We start from the raw sequence: 17,159 nt of genomic DNA, 5'->3' as shown, positions 1-17,159 counted from the left end.
AGGGGGCGCGAACGACCGGAGGGATCGCCGACGTGCGGGTCGGGCGAGAACAGCACCGCGCGGAGTGCCGTGAGGCGTTGCGGACATGGGTGCGGGCGGGTGCGGAGGGCGGCGGAGCCTGCCTGATCGTGGAAGGGGAGCCGGGCGCCGGCCGTACCGCCTTCCTGCGCGAGGCGCTGGCCCAGGCGGCCGGGCTCGGCTGCCGCGTGCGGTACGGGGCGGCCGAGGCACTGGGCACCGGGCTTCCGCTGCGCGCGGCGCTGGACTGCCTGCACCCGTCCGGCCCCGGACGGGCGCGGGCGCTCGCCCTGCTGCGGGAAGCCTCCCGGTCGGCGGAGCCCGGCGGGGCGCTGCTGGCGGCCGTGGACCTGCTGGCCGCCGACGTGGAGGAGTGGTGCGCACGGCGGCCGCTGCTCCTGGCCCTGGACGACCTCCAGTGGGCGGATCCGGCCTCCCTCCTGCTGTGGCGGCACCTCGCACGGGCCGCGCAGCGGCTGCCGCTGCTGCTGCTCACGGCCCGGCGGCGGCTGCCCCGGCGGGCGGAGGTGGAGGAGCTGTGCGCCTCCCTGGGCGGTGGGCCGGGCGGGCGGACGCTCCGGCTGGAGCCGCTGACGGGGGCGGAGTCGGCCGCGCTGGTCCGGGAGGCGCTGGGTGCGGCGCCCGGCCCCCGGCTGCGGGAGGCAGCCGGGCAGGCGGGCGGCAATCCCCGGCTGCTGCGGGAGCTGCTCGCGCACTGGTCGGGCCTCATCGAAGTCCGTGCGGACTCCGCCGAACTGACGATCCCCGTAGGGGACTTGCCGACGCCACCGGAGACGGCGACCCGCGAGCCGAGCCGGCTCCCCCCGGCGGCCCTGGCCACGCTCCGGCACGCCGCCCTGCTCGGACCAGCCTTCACGGCGCGCGAGCTGGCCCTCGTACGGACGCTCCCCGTCCGGGAGCTGCTCGCGGACCTGGAAGCACCCCTCCTGACCGGAATACTGGAACCGGCCGGCGGTGACGGCTTGCGGTTCCGGCAGCCGGCCGTGCGGCTGGCCCTGTACGCGGAGCTGCCGCGGGCGGCCCGCACGGTCCTCCACCAGGACGCCGCCCGGGCGTTCGCCGGGGCCGGACTCGATCCCGCCCGGACCGCGGGACAGCTGCTCGCCGGCGGGGCGCTGGACCCGTGGGCGGTGCGGTGGACCGCGGAGTCGGCGCAGGCCCTGATCGCGGCGGCGCCCGAGACGGCGGCCGCCCTGCTGCGCCGGGCCGTGGAGCAGAGCACGGGGCAGGGCCCGGGATCACCCCCGGGACCCGATGAGCGGCACGACTCGGGACACGACGCGGGAGACCGCACGCGGCACGACACGGGGCGGAGCCGGGAGCAGGGTGCGGACCGGATCCCCGGCCGGTCCCGCGACCCGTCCCCCGACCGGACCGGGAGTCCGTACCGGGAGGCCCTGGAGGACGGCCTCGCCGATGCCGCGCTGATGCTGCGCCGGCCCGAGTCGGTGGAGCTGCTCCGGACGCTGCGGGAGCAGGCGCGGGATCCCGGACGGCGGGCCGCGCTCGCCTTCAAGCTGGTCTCGGCGCTGATGATCCAGGGGGACATGGCCCGGTCCCTGGAGGTCACCGAGGAGGCGCTGGCCGAGGCGGTGCTGCCCGAGGACGTGCTGCCCGAGGAGGCGCCCTTCGCGGGACTGCGGTTGCGCCTGGAGGCGTGCCGGGTCCTGGCGCTGGCCGATCTGCACCGGCCGGAGGAGGCGTACGCGCTCGCCGGGCCGCTGGTCGCCCGGGCGCGGCTGCTCGACGATCCGCTCTGCGGCGCGGAGGCCGAACACGCCATGGCGTTCGCGCTGTTCCATCTGAACAGGGGCCGGGAGTCGCTGCGGCACGTGGCGGCCGGGATCGCGCACGCCCGCCGCAGCCCGGCCGCCAACGACATGCGTCTGCTGCTGCTCGCCAACCAGGCCGAGGGGCACCTGCGGTTCGACGAGCCGCACGCCGCCGCGGCGGCGCTGAGCGAGGCCCGGCACCTGGCGTCCCGGACCGGTTCGACGGGCCGGCTCGTGGTCACGGAGGCGCTGCTGGCCGATCTCCGCTACCGGCTCGGAGACTGGGACGCCGCGCTGGCCGGTCTCGCCCGGGCGGAGGGCATGCCCGTCTCGGACGGCTGGCTGCCGGTGCTGACCCACGGGCTGCGCGCCCTGATGCTGGGCCACCGAGGCGAACAGGATGCCGCCCGGGCGGAGTTGGAACGGCTGGGCCCGGACGCGTACGAGCTCCCGGCGGGCCGGAGACACAGCGCGCACGTCCTGCTGGCCCGCGCCCTGCTGGCGGAGCGCGACGGGCGTCCCCGCGAGGCGCTGGAGGCGCTGCTGCCCGCACTGGAGGACGGGGTGGACGAGGCGGTGGCCTTCGACCGTCCCTGGGCCCTGTCGGAGGCCGTCCGGCACGCGCTGGAGGACCGGGACACCGCCGCGGCCCGGTCGGCGGTGGCCGCCTGCGCCCGCACGGCGGCGACCCTGCCGGAGCAGCCGGGTCCGGCGCTGGCGCTGCTGCGCTGCCGCGGGCTGTTCGCGCAGGACCCGGAGCTGCTGGCGGAGGCGGCGGCGCTGGCGCGGGGCGGGCTGGTGGCGGGCCAGATCCGGGAGGACCTGGCGGTGGCCCGGGCCTGGCACGGGGACCTGCCGGGCGCACGGTCGGCGCTGACCGGCGCGGTGGCCTCGTACGAGCTCCTCGGCGCCCGGTGGGACATCGCCCGGGCCGACGCCCGGCTGCGGAGCCTGGGTGTGCGGCGGGGCAGCCGGGCGGCGCGGCGCAGGCCCGCGCGGGGGTGGGAGGCGCTGACTCCGGCGGAGTTGAAGGTGGCGCTGCTGGTCGCGCGGGGCCGGACGAACCCCGAGATCGCCTCGGCGCTGTTCCTGTCCCGCCGGACCGTGCAGACCCACGTCTCGCACATCCTGGCGAAGCTGGAGGTCCGCTCACGCGCGGAGGTGGCCGTCATCGTAGCCGGGCAGGAGGGAGCGCAGGGCCCGCAGGGCGTAGTACGTACGGGATTTGACCGTACCGGCGGGCACCCCGAGCGCTTCGGCGGCCTCGCAGACGCTGGCCCCGCGGAAATAGATGAGCAGGAGCACGGCCCGGTGGTCGGGGCTGAGTAGTCGCAGGGCCTCGCGGACGTCGAGGACCGCGACGGACCGCTCGGTGCGGTCCTCGTCGGCCGGCGCCTGCTCCAGCCCGTCGGGCGCGACCTCGGCGGGGCGCGACAGCCGGGCCCGGCGGGCGTCGATGGCCACGCGCCGGGCGACGGTGTACAGCCAGGGCCTCATGGAGGCGTGGGCGCCGTTCTCCAGGGCCTCGGGGTGCTTCCAGGCCCGGAACAGGGTCTCCTGGACGAGGTCCTCGGCCCGGTGGCGGTCACCGAAGGTGAGGCCGAGGAGGAATCCGTGGAGCGCCTTGCCGTGTTCCCTCTCCAGCCGGGCGAGGGCGTGCGCGTCGGTGCGGCGGCGGGTGACCGTGACGGTGCCGGCATTCGCCGGCACGGGCGGCACGGGCGGCATGGACGTCATGTGCGGCATGGACGTGTGCGGCATGGGCTCCCCCTCCGGGTCGGGATGCCCTGAGCGTGCCGGAGCGTGCGCGCGGAGTTATCCGCCGTCTGACGTATCCCGCCGCGCCCTGCGCCCACCGGTCGCCCCCCGTCGGTGAACGGTCGTCGCCGCTCGGGCGCTGCGGCGGGCGGCACACGAGCGGCCCCGGCGCCGTCCGGGCGGACGGTCAGCGGGGCCGGGTGGAAGGGGGAGGCGGAAGGAGAGGCGGAAGGGACAGGTCCGGGCAGGGACAGCGCTCAGTCCTGGGACGGGTTCAGCACCACGAAGTCGGCGTTCGACGGGTCGAGGCAGACGGCCAGACGGCCGACGCCTTCGGCGTCCGCGGGCCCCATCTGTACGCTGCCGCCGCGCGCGGTGACCTCGGCGACGGCCGCGTCGCAGTCGGGGACGTGGAAGACCGGGTGCCAGTACGGCCTTCCGCCCGCGACGGCGAGGTCCTCCGCGGAGAGCTCCATGAGGCCGCCCTGCATGCGTCCCTCGGGCTGCCCGGCGGGGGTGATCAGGGTGTACGTGCCTTCGCCGCCCGGCATCGGCATGTCGCTGAACTGCCAGCCGAAGAGGCTCCCGTAGAACTCCCGGGCCGCCGCGGCGTCGCTCGTGTACAGCTCGGTCCAGGACAGGGATCCCGGCTGGTCCACGAGGTCGACGCCCTTGTTCTCACCGGGCTGCCAGACGGCGAACTGGCCGCCGAGCGGGTCGCTGTACTGCGCCATCGTGCCCCACTCGTCGAGCTTCCTCGGCTCCACGCGCACGGTGCCGCCGGCGCCCTGAACGGCGCGGGTCGTGGCCTCGGCGTCGGGGACGCTGTAGTAGATCATCCAGGCCGGGCGGGCCCCCTCCTCGGTGAGCTTGCCCAGCCCGGCGACGATCTTGCCGTCCTTCCGGAACATGCCGCCTTCCATGTCCTCCCCCTCGCCCTCCCCCGGGCTCATGGACTCGTAGTCCCACCCGAGGACGGCGCCGTAGAAGGCCGCGGCGGCGGGGACGTCGGGTGCGCCGAGGTCGAGCCAGCAGGGGGAGCCGGGGACGAAGTCAGTGGTGATCATGACGACTGCCTTTCGCGGATCGGATACGACCAGCGTGGCACCGGACATCTGCCCCCGCCCGTCGGTCCCCCGGGCGCGGTCCGCGGTCGCGGGGCACGGGTGCCGGGGGCCGGACAGCACTGCGCCGGGGCCCCCACGGGGACCCCGGCGCAGTGGTGAGGCGCGACTAGCTCCAGCTGGCGTGCAGCGGCTTGCCCTCGGCGTAGCCCGCGGCGGACTGGATGCCGACGACGGCCTTCTCCTCGAACTCCGCGAGGGAGGCGGCACCGGCGTAGGTGCAGGAGGAGCGGACGCCCGCGATGATCGAGTCGATCAGGTCCTCGACGCCCGGACGGGCCGGGTCCAGGAACATCCGCGAGGTGGAGATGCCCTCCTCGAAGAGGCCCTTGCGGGCGCGGTCGTAGGAGGACTCCTCCGAGGTGCGGTTCTGGACCGCGCGCGCGGAGGCCATGCCGAAGGACTCCTTGTACAGGCGGCCGTCGGCCGACTGCTGCAGGTCGCCCGGGGACTCGTACGTACCGGCGAACCAGGAGCCAATCATGACGTTGGACGCACCGGCGGCCAGCGCCATCGCGACGTCGCGCGGGTGACGGACGCCGCCGTCGGCCCAGACGTGCTTGCCGTACTTCTTCGCCTCGGCCGCGCACTCCAGCACCGCGGAGAACTGCGGGCGGCCCACGCCGGTCATCATGCGGGTGGTGCACATGGCGCCGGGGCCCACACCGACCTTGATGATGTCGGCACCGGCGTCGATCAGGTCCTTGACGCCCTCGGCGGCGACGATGTTGCCGGCGACGATCGGGACCTGCGGGTCAAGGGCGCGGACGGCCTTGATCGCGTTGATCATCGATTCCTGGTGGCCGTGCGCGGTGTCGATGACGAGCGTGTCCACGCCCGCGTCGAGCAGCTGCTTGGCCTTGGCGACGAAGTCGCCGTTGATGCCGACGGCGGCGGCGATGCGCAGCTTGCCGTTGGCGTCGGTGGCGGGGGTGTACAGGGTCGCGCGCAGCGCGGCCTTGCGGGTGAGGATGCCGACGAGCTTGCCGTCCTGGTCGACGGCGGGGGCCAGCTTGCGGTGGCCGGCGTCGAGCTTGGTGAAGGCCTCGCGGGGGTCGATGTCGGCGTCGATGAGCAGGAGCTCCTTCGACATGACCTCGGAGAGCTGGGTGAAGCGGTCCACGCCGGTCAGGTCGTGGTCGGTGACGACGCCCACCGGGCGGCCGTCCGCGTCGACGACCACGCCGGCGCCGTGCGCGCGCTTGGGCAGCAGGGACAGCGCGTCGGCGACGGTCTGGGTGGGGGCCAGCGTGATCGGGGTGTCGAGCACGAGGTGGCGGGTCTTCACCCAGGAGATCACGTCGGTGACGACGTCGATCGGGATGTCCTGCGGGATGACGACGATGCCGCCGCGGCGGGCGACCGTCTCGGCCATCCGGCGGCCTGCGATGGCGGTCATGTTGGCCACGACCAGCGGAATGGTGGTGCCGGTGTCGTCAGGCGCGGAAAGGTCGACGCCCTGGCGGGAACCGACCGCGGAGCGGCTCGGCACCATGAACACATCGTCGTACGTCAGGTCGTACGGCGGCTTCAGGTCATTGAGAAAACGCACGTGCTGAACATCCCAGTCGTTCGGAGGTGACCCCGACAGGGCAGTCGAGGAACGCACGTACTTCATTCTCACACGACCAGGAGTTCACACCGCCCCGGCCGATCGTCCAGGACATGTGGGGCCGAATGGTCGCTTCCTACGGGACTTTGGCCCTCCGGTCGGGCGCCGGCGGGTCCGCCGCCCGGTGATGGACGGGACCGTGGCTCCAGGCCAGCGGGAGAATCGTTCCGCCGACGCCGGCACCACTCCTGCCGCCGCTGCCGCCGCCCTTCCCGTACCGGACGGCCGTGAACTCGGCGGCGATGGCGAGTGCGGTCTCCTCGGGGGTCCGCCCGCCGAGGTCCAGGCCGATCGGCGAGCGCAGCCGGGCCAGCGCGGCAGCCTCCACGCCCTCCGCGCGCAACCGCCGCGCCCGCTCCTCGTGGGTGCGGCGCGAGCCCATGGCCCCCACGTACCCGAGCGGCAGCCGCAGCGCGAGCGTCAGCAGCGGGACGTCGAACTTGGCGTCGTGGGTCAGGACGCACACGGCCGTACGGGAATCCAGCCGGCCCGCCTCCCATTCCGCGGCCAGGTGCCGGTGCGGCCAGTCCACGACCACCTCGTCGGCGTCGGGGAACCGGGCGGCCGTCACGAAGACGGGCCGGGCGTCGCAGACCGTGACCCGGTAGCCCAGGAAGGCGCCGATCCGGGTGAGGGCGGCGGCGAAGTCGATGGCCCCGTAGACCAGCAGCCGGGGCGGCTCGGCGGCCGATTCGACCAGCAGGGTCACGGGCTGCCCGCACAGCCCGCCCGCCGTGCCCAGCTCGGCGGTGCCGGTGCGGCCGGCCGCCAGCCAGCCCCGGACCCGCTCAGCGGCGGCTCGGTCCAGCTCGGCGCCCCCGCCGAGGCGGCCCTCGTAGGAACCGTCCGCGTGCACGGCGATGGCCCGGCCCACCTGTTCCGGCGGCCCGCAGACCACCCGGCCCAGCGCGGAGCGGGCGCCGGCGCAGGCCGCGTCGAGCACCGCCCCGATGACGGGCCGCACCGGGTCGTGCCGGCGCACCGGCGTGATCAGGACGTCGAGGACTCCCCCGCAGGTCAGCCCCACCGCGAAGGCGTCGTCGTCGCTGTATCCGAAGCGGTGCACGCCGCCGTGCCCGGAGGTGATCGCCTCCAGGCACAGCTCGTGCACGGCGGATTCCACGCAGCCCCCCGAGAGGGATCCGAGCGCGGTGCCCCCGGTGTCCACGGCGAGGGAGGCGCCCGGACCGCGCGGCGCGCTTCCGCTGACGGCGACCACGGTGGCCAGGGCGAAGTCCCGTCCGGCGGCGCACCACGCGCGTAGCTCTTCGGCGATGTCGAGCATCAGCGGATGTACTCGCGGCGCGGGCTCTGCCCGGGGATGACCGGTCTCGGCGGCAGCGACGGGGTTCCGGCGGTGTGGGCAGCGGTGTGCGCGGCCGTGTGGGCGGCGGTCACCGTACGCGTGGGGGCGCTGCGGACCGGGCCGGGGTACGGCTCGGGGGGTGAGGGGTGGGGGCCCCGTCCGCGCGCGCCGAGCAGCATCGCGGCGTGGGCGACGCTGGCGAGGGTGGCGTGGTGGTGCCAGCCGCGGAAGGAGCGGCCCTCGAAGTCCCGGATTCCGGCGGGCTCGCAGACCTCGGCGAAGTCGAGCGCGACCCGGTCGGTGAGTTTGGCGAGGAGGAAGAGCTGCGCGAGCGGCCGGTCCCCGATGTTGGTGATCCAGAACTCCGAGGGCAGCAGGGCCGCCTCGGTCCAGGCACCGACGAGCAGCAGCGGCACGGGCGGGGCCGGCACGAGGCGGTCCTCACCGGGGGTGGCCACGATGGCGGCCGAGGTGAGCAGGGTGACCGCCCCCTCGGCGCGGCCGTGCCGGGTCCATTCGACGACGCGCCGCTGGGAGCGCAGGGAGTCGATGAGCTCGCGGGCGGGCGCGGTGTGCGGGCCGGGCTTGTGCCGTCCCGCCCCGCCGAAGGAGACGGGCAGGGTGCCGTCCACTTTGAATACGAAGGGGATGTCCTGCATGGCGAACGACTCGATGCACTGCGGCAGTTCGCTGTTGGATACTTCCATCACCACGGGCCTGCGCTGGAGTTGCCAGGTGGCGGCCATCCGCTGGACCGCGTGTACCGCGTCCTGGGCGGGGGTGAGCGAGCGGGCCGTGTCGGGGATCCCGGCCCGCCGGCGTCGCAGGAGCTCCGCCGTCCAGGGCCCGGGGAGGGTGAGGGTCCATTCGACGGGGAAGCCGGCATCGCTTGAGGTGAGCCAGATGCCGCTGGCCTGCTGGCAGTTGGCGGTGCGGCCCAGCTGGGGGACGAACTGCCGTCCCACACCGACCGATCGGTCCCCGGCCTTCTCGATGACCATGGGCTGCACCACCCAGGCCAGCGGGCGCTGCGCGGTGCGTTCCAGGTGCTGGGCGAGGGAGCGGCGGACGGGGGTCCAGTCCCAGGGGGATTTGCTGATGAACTGCTGCAGGCTCTGCTCGACGGAACTGGCCCCGGTTCCGGCGATGTTACGAATTGTTTTCTTGCCGTTGGTCCGCACCAGGCCGTTCAGGTATACGCGGGCCCAGTTTCGCTGGTCCCGCCGGGGTAACGACTCGAAGAAGAGCGAGATCAGAACATCGATCAATTCGGAGATTTCCTTCGTGGACTCCTCCGGCAGGACTACGCGAGCCATCTGGGCCTCCCCCGCGACCAGCTAGATCCATTACCCTACTTGACCGCGGAGAACGGCCGTAGGTCCCGACGGCTACTTCCTGAGGTCGCTGACAGATTCGAGCCGCTCTTCTTCTACCACGAGGGGGATGGGGATCTGGTTCGCCGCATAGTAGAGCGCGATCAGGAAGTGGGCGACGAGAGTGAGCGGAGCGGAGAAGAACGCCAGGGCGACGGTGCAGGGGTAGGCGACGGCACCCAGACCGAAACGGACCCTGGTGGCTCGGGCGCCGTCCTTGTCCACTTGGTCGTGGAAGAGGTGTCCGACCCGGGTGACGTACCACCAGAAGGCCATGAACGCCAAGGCGTAGGCCACGGTGACGAGGCTGTAGAGGACGGCCGCCGCGTTGGCCGATCCCCCTTCTTCCATGAGGTGTTCGGCGAGCACATTGGTGGTGTACGGGACCACCGACACCACCATCAGCACCAGGAGATTCAGGAACAGCAAAGGGCGGTCGACCCGCTTGATGTGACTGAAGATGGTGTGGTGGTTGACCCACATCACACCGATGATGAGGAAACTCACCACATAGGCGGCGTAATGCGGCCACTGTTCCCGTACTCCGTGCCAGAACTCAGACCCGGTTTCTTCCGGAACTTTCAATTCCAGGACGAGGATCGTGATGATGACCGCGAATACACCGTCACTGAATGCCTCGACCCGGCCGGTTTCCGTTTCCATGCCCTCCCCTTCACGCTTCTTGCATATATCTACGGCTGTGGCACATGCGGGGAGGGTGTGCATCCCCACCCTCCCCGCACACGCTACCCAGATTTCGGCAATCAGCTGCCAAAGCCCGCAGTTTGCCGCCAGATTCGGCCATCGCGCACGACGAGCGTCCCGAACGCGTGCTCCGGTTCACCGTTCAGGCTCATGATCGCCCGGTAGAAGATCGTGTCGTCGGTTTCGACGTACTCCTGCAGCTCCACGAGGGCGGGCTTCACCGTCAGGTAACCGGTGAACGTCTCACGCACCGCGTCGATGCCGACGGATACGCCCTCGAAGCGCAACAGCACGGCGTCGTCGGTGTAGTTCTTCATGACCGCCTCGATGTCCAGGGCGGCGATCGCGTCCATCTGCCGGACGAACACCGGGTGCAGCGTGGAGATGTCGTACTTGGGCATGTCGACTCCCTTTCAACTCTTCGATGGGGATGGATGGATGGGGACGGTGGAGTCGGTGGGACCGGACAGCGGCAGCCGTACGGTCATCCGGGTCTCCCCCGGGCGCGAGCGGGCCGTGATCGAACCGTGGTGGCGCTGGGTCACGATGCGATAGCTGAGGTGCAGACCGAGACCGGTCCCCTTCCCCACGTCCTTGGTCGTGTAGAAGGGTTCGAAGATCCTCGGCAGGGATTCCCCGGGAATGCCCGAGCCGGTGTCGGCGATCTCCACCACCATGCAGACGCCCTCGACCCGGACGCGCAGGGTCAGGGTTCCGGCGCCTTCCATGGCGGCGGCCGCGTTGTCGACCAGGTTGGTCCACACCTGGTTCAGCTCGCCCGGGTAGCCCGTCAGTTCGGGCAGGTCCGCTTCGTACGCGCGCACGATCCCGATTCCGGCGAGCTTGGCACGCAGTACGACCAGCGTGTTCTCCAGTCCGTCGGTGACCGCGAAGCGCTGCTCGGGGGCCCGGTCGAGATTGGCGTAATCCCGGGTGGCCGACACCAGTTGCGAGATCCGCGGACCGGCCGCCCGCAGCTCGGCGGCGAGCGAGCGGATCTCCAGAAGGGCCGCCAGGTGGTCCAGGGCCGCGGGCAGGGCCGGCTCACCGACCCCCTCCAGCCGCTCCAGCAGCCCGCCCAGGTCCAGTCCGAGGTCGCAGACCCCCGAGGCGAGCAGCCCCGCCCGCTCCGCGCCGGCTTCCTCGGCCCAGTCGGCGATCTGCTCCTCCGCGTCCGCCTGGTCCAGCGGGTCCGTGACCAACGGCGGTGCCACCTTGTCCAGTTCGGCGGCGAGCCGGTCGAACACGGAGCGCTCGGCGTCCGTGGCGGCCGCGCCCCAGGTCTGGGCGGTCCGGGTGAGATGGTCCAGCGCGGGCGCCAGTTCCTGCGCGGCGCGGGCCACGGCGGCCGCGGGGTTGTTCAGCTCGTGCGCGAGACCCGCCGCCAGGGTGCCCAGGGCTTCGACGGTGGCCCGTTTGCGGGCCTGGACCTCGGAGGACTTGATGCGCCAGGCCAGCACGGGGATCAGTACGGCGGCCACCCCGTGGCAGCGGGTCAGCATCTCGAAGAAGACCGGCTTCGCGTACGCCACCACGGTGGTGGCCGGCCCGCTCGCCGCGGCCGTGGCCACGTACGACCCGTCGGTCAGCAGCGGCAGTTCACCGGTGAACCGGTGCGCGGCCGAAGGTTTGCCGTCGTGGCCCTCGGCGGCGGCGCTCTCCTCCTCGGTGGAGTGGCGGGTCAGGACCTCCTCGCGGCCGTCGACGACCTTGGTCACCACGAGGCCCCCGGAGAGCAGGACGTGGAAGCCCCTGGCCTCCTCCCCGTCCCGGAAGAGGACCTCACCGTCGGCGAGCACCCGGGGTTCGGAGACCGACACCAGCCAGTCCAGCTGCTCCTCGGTGAGGCTCTCGAAGATCTCCAGCCCGCGCAGGGCGGTGCGCAGTGCGGCGGTGTTCGGGGTCGCCGTCATGCGGTGCTCCCTTCCGTCCTGTTCCGGGCGGCCAGCCGCAGGGTGGCGAGCAGGGCGAGCACGCACACGGCGGCGACGGTGGCCATGAAGCCGACCGAGGTGCGGTGCAGCCCGTGGATGTTGGTGAGCAGTCCGGCGAGCACCGCCGGCACGCTCATCGCGAGGTACGCGAACACGTAGACGGCGGCGGTCAGTTCGCCCCGGTGTGCGGGCTCGGCCAGTGCGCTCAGCGCGCGGAAGGAGCCGAGGAAGGCGGCGCCCCAGCCGGCTCCGAGGACGGCGGTGGCCGCGAGGAAGACGGGGGCCGAGCCCAGCCCGAGCGCGAGGAGCACCAGGGCCAGCCCGCCGAGCAGGCCGAACAGGCCGAGGACGGCGGTGCGCAGGGCTTCGGTGCGGCCCAGCAGGAGCTGGGCGGCGGTGGCGGCGCCGGCGAGGAGGGCCACGGTGGCTCCGCCGACGAGGTAGTTGGTGCTCCGGAGCAGGGAGAGGGCCAGGTGCGGGCCGAGCGAGAGGTAGAAGCCGCCGACCGACCAGACGGCCACGATGGTCAGGATCAGCACGGCGAAGCGGCCGCGCGCCGCGGCGGGGATGTGGATCCGGTGCGGGGCGATCTTCAGCCGCCCACCGGTCCCGGCCGCCCGCCCGGGGGCGCTCTCCGCCATCCGGGCCACGCCGACCAGACAGGCCGCGAAGGCCCCGACGAGCAGCAGGTAGGTCAGGACGGTCGGCGCGGGCGCGTACTGCACGAGCAGTCCGGCCCCGAGGCCACCGAGGCCGATGCCGACGGTCGGGCCGGCGCTGTTGACCTGGGCGCCGCGTGCCGGACGGGAGCTGGGGCCGAGTTCCAGCAGGGCGGCGCCCATGGCCCCGGTGGCCAGCCCCACCGCCAGCCCTTGCACGGCGCGGGCGGCGAGCAGCAGGCCGGCTCCCTGGGCCGCGGCGAACAAGCCCATGGAGACGATGGCGAGGACCAGCCCCGCGGCGAGTACGGGCCGCCGGCCGAGGGTGTCGGACAGCGAGCCGAACAGCAGGAGCCCGGCGAGCACGGTGACGGCGTACAGGGCGAAGACCACCGTGATCATGCCGGAGGACAGGCCCCACTCCTGCTGGTAGAGCACGTAGAGGGCGGAGGGGACGGAGGAGGAGAGCATCAGCAGGACGAGGACCGCGCCCACCACCCGGAAGCCGGAGCCTCCCGATGCACCCGCGGAGCCGGCGGCTGGACGCGAGGTGCCCCCCTCGGTGGTCGCGGACGGCACGGTCCGTGCTGGCGTGGGCAACGGTTCCACTGCTTCAACTCCCCCGTCGTGGGCGGTCAGGCGGGTGCCTGCACGGCCCTCGTGAGCGCGCGGGCGGTGAGTACGCCCGCGAGGTGGCCGAGGTACTCGGCCGAGGTGCCGCGCCCCGGGACGAACAGCTCCCGGGGTTCGGCGCGGAAGGCCGCGAGCACGGTCTGCGTGGTGTACGGGCCCGCGCCGAGCCGTTCTTCGACCCCGCGCAGCCGCAGTGCGCGGGCGGTGGCCCCGGTGACGGCGATGCGCGGCCCGTCGGGGGTGATCCGTACGGCGGCAGCGCAGACCGGGTAGCGGGTCGCCCGGTCCGCGGTCTTCTCGAAGGCGGCGGCGGCGCCGGCGGCCGGGACGAGCAGGGCGGTGATGAGGGTGCCCGTCGGGACGCCGGAGGCGGCCAGTTCCTCGGCGTCGAGCGTCGACACCCCGCCCGGCCCGGCGAGTTCGGCCGTGGCCGCGGCCGCCATGGCGGCGACGGGCAGGTCGGTGGCCCGGCCGGTGGCGGCGAGGTTGCCGCCGGCCGTGCCGAGGTTGCGCACCTGGGGGTCCCCGTTGGCGCGGGCCGCGGCGGCGATCTCCGGCGCCTCGGCGAGCAGCAGGGGGTCCGCGGCCAGTTCGGCCAGGGTGGTCATCGCCCCGATCCGGATCCCCGCGGGGGTCCGCTCGATCCCCCGGAGCTCTTCCAGCCGGCGGACGTCGACGAGCAGGGAGGCCCGGTCCTCCCCGGTGCGCAGGCCGGGCAGCAGGCTCTGTCCGCCGGCCAGCACCCGGGCGCCGGGGTGGCCGGCCAGCAGGGTCAGGGCCTCGTCGAGGCCGACGGGACGTACGTAGTCGAAGTCGGCGAGGATCACTGGGATTCCCCTCTCAGACGGCGCCAGACCTTCTCGGGGGTGACGGGCATGTCGATGTGCCGGACACCCAGGTCGGACAGGGCGTCGACGACGGCGTTGACGACGGCGGCGGCGGGCGGCACGGTGGCGATCTCGCCCGCGCCCTTGGCTCCGAGCGGGTTGTGCGGGGAGGGGGTGACCGTCTTGTCGAGGGTGAAGAAGGGCGCGTCGGCGGCGCGCGGCAGCGCGTAGTGGCCCAGGTCGCGGCTGACGAGCTGCCCGTCCGGGCCGTACTCGGCGTGCTCCATGAGGGCCTGGCCGAGGCCGTGCAGGATGCTGCCCTCGATCTGCCCGCGGACGATCTTCGGGTTGCCGATGTTGCCCGCGTCGTCGACGGCGGTGTAGGCCACCACCTCGGTCTCGCCGGTCAGTTCGTCGATCTCGACGACCGCGACGTGCGTCCCGAAGGGGTAGTTGAAGTCCGGGGGGTCGAAGTGGGTGGTCTCGTCGAGGGCGGGTTCGATCTCCGGGGGCAGCCCCCAGCCGTACCACATGGCCATCGCCAGCTCGGCGAAGGTCTTGGTGTTCTCCTCGTTGCCCTCTTCGAAGACCCTGCCGTCCGCGTAGACGACCTTGTCCTCGGGAACGCCGAGGAAGACGGCTCCGGCCCTGACCAGCTTGCTCTTGATCTTCCGGGCGGTGAGGGCGATGGCCGGCGCGGCCATGCTGTAGGAGCGCGAGCCGTACGTGCCCTGCCCGTACGGGGCCTTGTGCGTGTCCCCCTCGAAGACCTGGACCTGCGCCGGGTCGATGCCGAGCTCGTCGGCGGCGACCTGTGCGAAGACGGTGCCGTGGCTCTGGCCGGTGGAGGCGGAGCCGACGGTGACGGTGACCTCGCCGGTCGGGTGGACGCGGATGTTCGCGCTCTCCCAGGTTCCGCCGAGCATGCCCTCCTTGGACATCCGGGTGGAGGGGCCGACCCCGCAGATCGCCACGTAGGAGGCGATGCCGACGCCGAGCCGCTTGCCGCGGGCGCGGGCCTCGGTCTTGCGGGCGGGCATGTCGGCGTAGCCCGAGAGCTCGATGGCCCGGTCGAAGTTGAGCTGGTAGTCGCCCGAGTCGTAGGTCCAGCCCAGGCCGTTGTCGTACGGGAACTTCTCCTTCGGCACCAGGTTCTTGCGGCGCACCGCCGCCGGGTCCATGCCGATCTCGGAGGCGTACCGGTCCACGAGCCGCTCCATCAGGAACGCGGCCTCGGCGCGCCCGCTGCCGCGCTGGGCGCCGAGCGGGACGGTGTTGGTGAAGGCCGCGTAGACCTCGCAGAACGCCGCGTCGATGTCGTACATGCCGCTGATGGAGCGGCCCATCAGGGCGGTGGCGACGCCGGGCCCGATGGTGGAGGGGTAGGCCCCGAGGTTGGCGTAGCTCGTGCAGCGCACGGCGGTGATCCGGCCGTCGCGGGTGCCGGCCAGGGTCACGTGCTGGCGGTGGTCGCGTCCCTGGACGGTGGAGTTCATCAGCCCGGTGCGGGTGTCGACCCACTTCACGGGTCGGCCGAGCGCTTTGGAGAGCAGCAGGACCAGCGGCATGTCGGGGTACAGGTACCCCTTGGTGCCGAAGCTGCCGCCGACGGTCGGGGCGACGACGCGGAGCTTGTTGAAGGGGATGCCGAGGACCAGGGCGGACAGCAGGAAGCGGTGGTTGTGCGGCCCCTGGGTGGAGGCGTACAGCGTGTACTCGCCGGTGGCGGCGTTGTAGTCGCCGACCGCGCCGCGGGGCTCGATGGGGCTGTTGATGGTGCGCTGGTTGACCAGGTCCAGCTCGACGGTGACCTCGGCCGCGGCGATGGCGGCGTCGGTCCGGTCCTTGTCGCCGCAGGTCCAGTACGCGTTCAGGTTGCCGGGGACCGCTTCGTGGAGTTGCGGAGCGCCTTCGGCGAGGGCCTCGTCGGCGCGGGTCACCACGCTCAGCGGCTCGTACTCGACGCAGAGGGCGGCGAGCGCGGCGGCGGCCTGGCGCGGGGTCTCGGCGACGACCACGGCGAGGGGGTCGCCGACGTGGCGCACGGTGTCGCCGGACAGCACCGGGCGGGACCCGGGAAGTCCGTAGGGGTGGGGCGGGAAGTGGCTCTCGACCCCGCCGGGTATCCAGATGCAGGGCAGCGGCATGACGTCGGTGAAGTCGGCCGCGGTGGCCACCTTCAGCACGCCGGGCAGTTGCTCGGCGGCCTTGGTGTCGATGGAGAGGATCTTCGCGTGGGCCACGGGGCTGCCGAGGATCGCCATGTGGGCGGTGCCCGGCAGGTCGATGTCACCCACGTACGTGGCCTCGCCGCGCAGCAGCTGCGGGTCCTCACGGCTGTCCAGCGGCTGCCCGAGCACGCCGTTGCCCTGGAGCGGGGTCTCCCCCGTGACTGCGGTCATCTCCCTCACCCCTCCTGTCCGGACGTGGCGGCGGCGGTGGCGCCGGCCGGCTGGGCCGGCGCGTCCGCGCGGGCCGCGGAGCAGGCGCGCTGCACTCCTCGTACGACGCTGTGGTAGCCGGTGCAGCGGCACAGGTTGCCGGTGAGCCATTCGCGGATCTCGGGCTCGGTGGGCGGCTCGCGGTCGGCGGTGCTGTCGACGAGTTCGCCCAGGGCCATGACCATCCCGGGGGTGCAGAAGCCGCACTGGGTGCCGTGCTCCTGCCGCAAGGCCTCCTGGAGGCCGGTGAGTTCACCGCCGGGGGTGGTGACCCCCTCGATGGTGGTCACCGCGGAGCCGGCGGCCGCCGCGGTGAGGATCAGGCAGCTCTTGACGGAGCGGCCGTCGAGCCGGACGACGCAGGTTCCGCACTGGCCGGTGTCGCAGCCGACCTTGGTGCCGGTCAGTCCGAGGCCGTCGCGGAGCCGTTCCACGAGCAGTTCGTTCGGCTGGGCCGCGAACTGCTCGGGTCTTCCGTTGACGTTCAGTGAGAGGTCCATGCCAGCGCCTGCGCTTCCGTGAGCGGCCGGTTGAAGAGGGGCCCGCCGGGCTGCTGGAGAATTCCTCCGGAGTGCAGCGGACCGGTGTCCACGGGAGCGAATCCGAGATCCGTGATGATTCCCGCGACTATTTCCTTGGCTTTCCCGTCGTCGCCCGCCGTGAAATGGGCCAGACGCGGGCCCGGCGCGGTGCCGGCGACGGCGAGCGTCTCGAAATGCATGGTGTTCAGGGATTTGACGATCCGGGTACCCGGATACCATTCGGCGACGAGTTCGCTGGATCCCCGGCCGCCGAGATCCCGGCCCCCTCCCGATCGGGGTGCGGCGCCCGGGCCGCTGAACGCGTTGGTGGCGTCCACGAGCACGGTGTCCCGTACGGCCTCCTGCGCCAGCAGCCCCTGGACGCTGTCGAACAGCACCATCAGGACGAGGACTTCGGACCGGGCCGCGGCCTCGGCGGCGCACCCCGCCGAGGC

The 17,159-nt window shown here is 73.1% G+C and carries 12 protein-coding genes and 2 pseudogenes; 1 reads left to right on the top strand and 13 read right to left on the bottom strand.

Annotation, left to right across the window (positions count from 1 at the left end):
• Positions 1-32: 32 nt before the first annotated feature.
• A pseudogene (locus ABZY57_RS08660) lies at positions 33-2,924 on the top strand (AAA family ATPase); the annotation flags it as partial.
• 36 nt (positions 2,925-2,960) lie between these two features.
• On the opposite strand, the gene ABZY57_RS08655 reads toward ABZY57_RS08660, so the two are convergent.
• The 13 genes and pseudogenes from ABZY57_RS08655 to ABZY57_RS08595 form a co-directional block, all read right to left on the bottom strand.
• Positions 2,961-3,539 (bottom strand): sigma-70 family RNA polymerase sigma factor, encoded by a 579-nt coding sequence (locus ABZY57_RS08655; protein WP_356509628.1) that lies wholly within the window; start codon positions 3,537-3,539, stop codon positions 2,961-2,963.
• Positions 3,540-3,826: 287 nt separating this feature from the next.
• On the bottom strand, positions 3,827-4,636 hold the full coding sequence (locus ABZY57_RS08650; RefSeq protein ID WP_356509531.1) for a VOC family protein: 810 nt from the start codon (positions 4,634-4,636) through the stop codon (positions 3,827-3,829).
• Between the two features lie 166 nt (positions 4,637-4,802).
• Positions 4,803-6,245 carry a GuaB1 family IMP dehydrogenase-related protein gene (locus ABZY57_RS08645; RefSeq protein ID WP_356509529.1) on the bottom strand — a complete coding sequence of 481 codons (1,443 nt, stop codon included), beginning with the start codon at positions 6,243-6,245 and terminating at the stop codon, positions 4,803-4,805.
• 136 nt (positions 6,246-6,381) lie between these two features.
• Complete coding sequence (locus ABZY57_RS08640) at positions 6,382-7,590, bottom strand: XdhC family protein (protein WP_356509527.1); 1,209 nt, start codon at positions 7,588-7,590, stop codon at positions 6,382-6,384.
• Entirely contained in the window at positions 7,590-8,927 is a 1,338-nt protein-coding gene (locus ABZY57_RS08635; protein WP_356509525.1) for a transposase, read from the bottom strand. The genes ABZY57_RS08640 and ABZY57_RS08635 overlap by 1 nt, the downstream gene beginning before the upstream one ends.
• Before the next feature lie 72 nt (positions 8,928-8,999).
• The gene (locus ABZY57_RS08630; RefSeq protein ID WP_356509523.1) at positions 9,000-9,647 is read right to left on the bottom strand and encodes a TMEM175 family protein; all 648 of its coding nucleotides are present in this window, start codon (positions 9,645-9,647) and stop codon (positions 9,000-9,002) included.
• A 101-nt stretch (positions 9,648-9,748) separates the two neighbouring features.
• Positions 9,749-10,090 carry a nuclear transport factor 2 family protein gene (locus ABZY57_RS08625; RefSeq protein ID WP_356509521.1) on the bottom strand — a complete coding sequence of 114 codons (342 nt, stop codon included), beginning with the start codon at positions 10,088-10,090 and terminating at the stop codon, positions 9,749-9,751.
• A gap of 12 nt (positions 10,091-10,102) precedes the next feature.
• Entirely contained in the window at positions 10,103-11,602 is a 1,500-nt protein-coding gene (locus ABZY57_RS08620) for an ATP-binding protein (RefSeq protein ID WP_356509519.1), read from the bottom strand.
• Positions 11,599-12,882, bottom strand: coding sequence for an MFS transporter (locus ABZY57_RS08615; RefSeq protein ID WP_356509517.1), 1,284 nt, complete (start codon positions 12,880-12,882; stop codon positions 11,599-11,601). The genes ABZY57_RS08620 and ABZY57_RS08615 overlap by 4 nt, the downstream gene beginning before the upstream one ends.
• 35 nt (positions 12,883-12,917) lie before the next feature.
• Positions 12,918-13,742, bottom strand: a complete 825-nt coding sequence (locus ABZY57_RS08610; RefSeq protein WP_356509515.1) for an FAD binding domain-containing protein — start codon at positions 13,740-13,742, stop codon at positions 12,918-12,920.
• Positions 13,739-16,144 carry a xanthine dehydrogenase family protein molybdopterin-binding subunit gene (locus ABZY57_RS08605; protein ID WP_356509513.1) on the bottom strand — a complete coding sequence of 802 codons (2,406 nt, stop codon included), beginning with the start codon at positions 16,142-16,144 and terminating at the stop codon, positions 13,739-13,741. The genes ABZY57_RS08610 and ABZY57_RS08605 overlap by 4 nt, the downstream gene beginning before the upstream one ends.
• 5 nt (positions 16,145-16,149) lie before the next feature.
• On the bottom strand, positions 16,150-16,683 hold the full coding sequence (locus tag ABZY57_RS08600; RefSeq protein ID WP_356509511.1) for a (2Fe-2S)-binding protein: 534 nt from the start codon (positions 16,681-16,683) through the stop codon (positions 16,150-16,152).
• Positions 16,668-17,159, bottom strand: a pseudogene (locus ABZY57_RS08595) (F420-dependent NADP oxidoreductase); the annotation flags it as partial. The pseudogene ABZY57_RS08595 and the gene ABZY57_RS08600, both read right to left, overlap by 16 nt.

Origin of the sequence: Streptomyces sp. NPDC006450 (genome assembly GCF_040612195.1) — a bacterium.
Lineage (GTDB): Bacteria > Actinomycetota > Actinomycetes > Streptomycetales > Streptomycetaceae > Streptomyces.
This window is presented reverse-complemented; position numbering and strand designations above follow the sequence as displayed.

Excerpts from the sequence above, each read along its gene's own strand:
- ABZY57_RS08655 (WP_356509628.1), bottom strand. The coding sequence starts at position 3,539 with ATGCCGCCCGTGCCGCCCGTGCCGGCGAATGCCGGCACCGTCACGGTC.
- ABZY57_RS08650 (WP_356509531.1), bottom strand. The coding sequence starts at position 4,636 with ATGATCACCACTGACTTCGTCCCCGGCTCCCCCTGCTGGCTCGACCTC.
- ABZY57_RS08640 (WP_356509527.1), bottom strand. The coding sequence starts at position 7,590 with ATGCTCGACATCGCCGAAGAGCTACGCGCGTGGTGCGCCGCCGGACGG.
- ABZY57_RS08635 (WP_356509525.1), bottom strand. The coding sequence starts at position 8,927 with ATGGCTCGCGTAGTCCTGCCGGAGGAGTCCACGAAGGAAATCTCCGAA.
- ABZY57_RS08630 (WP_356509523.1), bottom strand. The coding sequence starts at position 9,647 with ATGGAAACGGAAACCGGCCGGGTCGAGGCATTCAGTGACGGTGTATTC.
- ABZY57_RS08625 (WP_356509521.1), bottom strand. The coding sequence starts at position 10,090 with ATGCCCAAGTACGACATCTCCACGCTGCACCCGGTGTTCGTCCGGCAG.
- ABZY57_RS08620 (WP_356509519.1), bottom strand. The coding sequence starts at position 11,602 with ATGACGGCGACCCCGAACACCGCCGCACTGCGCACCGCCCTGCGCGGG.
- ABZY57_RS08605 (WP_356509513.1), bottom strand. The coding sequence starts at position 16,144 with ATGACCGCAGTCACGGGGGAGACCCCGCTCCAGGGCAACGGCGTGCTC.
- ABZY57_RS08600 (WP_356509511.1), bottom strand. The coding sequence starts at position 16,683 with ATGGACCTCTCACTGAACGTCAACGGAAGACCCGAGCAGTTCGCGGCC.